Below are 1,361 nucleotides of genomic sequence, written 5' to 3'. Positions count from 1 at the left end.
GCCAGTGGGCCGGGGGTGTGGCACAACAGGGTCATCACCCTGCCGAGGGTCTCGTAGGTATGTGGCTCATGATGCCGGGTTCGGGATCGATCGTGAGCGGTGGGCATGCTCGCCGATCTTCCTCGCTATGGGCGGTGACGGCGTCGCGGCACACCGTTGGACCCGATGAGATCGGAAAGTAGAGACCTTGCTGGCAGTCGTACGGTGCCTGGTGCTTGCCGGTAGAGAGTCCCGGACGACCGAAGCAACGAGTATGGCGAATCCGCGAGCCGGGACGCGACCGCGGTGATCGCGGCCCACTCACTGTCGTAGTCGTCACGGTGCTCGACGACCAGCCGGACCGCCTTGGCCTTGGTCACTTCGTCGTACTTCGATGGCATGGTCTGCCCATCCTTCCCAAGAAAGAAGGTGGGCACCAAACCCGGGCGATTCATACCGCGTTCGTCATCGACACCTACGCCGGCACGATCGTGGGCTGGGAATGCGCGGCGAGCAAGCACGCCAGGTTCGTGGAATCAGCGATCCGGGCCGCGATCGCGCTACGTGCCCGACAACGCCGTCCGGTTACCGACGCGATACATCATTCCGATGCGGGATCGCAAGGCGGATTCAACTGGTCGACGCAACACTTCGCTGTAGAAGCGATTGTAGATGTTGCCCCATCGCCTCGGCCGGGGTGCGCCACCCGAGGACCTTCCGTGGTCGCGTGTTGAGCGCGTCAGCGACCGCGGCCAGGTCACTTCTGCTCCACCGTGATAAGTCCGTTCCCTTCGGAAAGTACTGGCGTAGAAGACCATTCGTGTTCTCGTTCGTCCCGCGCTGCCACGGGCTGTGCGGATCGGCGAAGAAGACCGCGACTCCGGTCTGCGAGGTCAACGCCGCATGCGCGGATAGTTCCTTTCCTCGGCCCCAGGTCAGCGACTTGATCATCTGCACGGGCAGTTTCGCGAGCGCCGCGGCGAGTGCCTTGTTCATCGACGTCGCTCCGTAACCGCTGAGCGCGGGACCGTTCTTCACCGGGGCACTCTCGCCATCCTCGCTCGCGGGGCAGGTGAACCAGCATCGTGAATCGAGTACTCCGAGCGACGAGAGTAGCGATCGCGGAGCGTTCGGTGCCGATGATGAGGTCACCTTCGAAGTGCCCGGAGACCGCACGATCGTCGGCCTCGGCGGGGCGCTCGCTGATCAACACATCGGGTGTCACGTGCGCCCACGCCACGCGTTTGGCGCGGGCCCTAGTAGTACTTTGTTAGGTTGGGAAGGTGTGGTGGCATAGTGGGCAGGTACCGATCCAGATAGCAAGTGCGCGTTGGATTTCGCGGATGATGCCGTAGAGGGTCAGTTCTGCCCATCGGCTTTTG

The 1,361-nt window shown here is 63.2% G+C and carries 1 protein-coding gene and 2 pseudogenes; 1 reads left to right on the top strand and 2 read right to left on the bottom strand.

Annotated features, from left to right (window positions below):
* Positions 1-125: 125 nt before the first annotated feature.
* Positions 126-380, bottom strand: coding sequence for a hypothetical protein (locus JZ792_RS41135; protein WP_216918395.1), 255 nt, complete (start codon positions 378-380; stop codon positions 126-128).
* Between the two features lie 48 nt (positions 381-428).
* On the opposite strand from JZ792_RS41135, the pseudogene JZ792_RS41130 reads away from it, so the two are divergent.
* Positions 429-602: pseudogene (locus JZ792_RS41130) on the top strand (IS3-like element ISMysp3 family transposase); the annotation flags it as partial.
* Between the two features lie 7 nt (positions 603-609).
* On the opposite strand, the pseudogene JZ792_RS41125 reads toward JZ792_RS41130, so the two are convergent.
* A pseudogene (locus tag JZ792_RS41125) lies at positions 610-1,237 on the bottom strand (IS30 family transposase); the annotation flags it as partial.
* Positions 1,238-1,361: the final 124 nt, after the last annotated feature.

This window comes from Nocardia noduli (assembly GCF_019038455.1).
In the GTDB taxonomy this organism is placed as follows: Bacteria; Actinomycetota; Actinomycetes; order Mycobacteriales; family Mycobacteriaceae; genus Nocardia; species Nocardia noduli.
The sequence above is the reverse complement of the archived record's forward strand: the minus strand, read 5'-3'. Positions and strand labels throughout refer to the sequence as shown.

What these genes read in the sequence shown, in the direction of transcription:
- JZ792_RS41135 (WP_216918395.1), bottom strand. Translation starts at nt 380, where the DNA reads ATGCCATCGAAGTACGACGAAGTGACCAAGGCCAAGGCGGTCCGGCTG.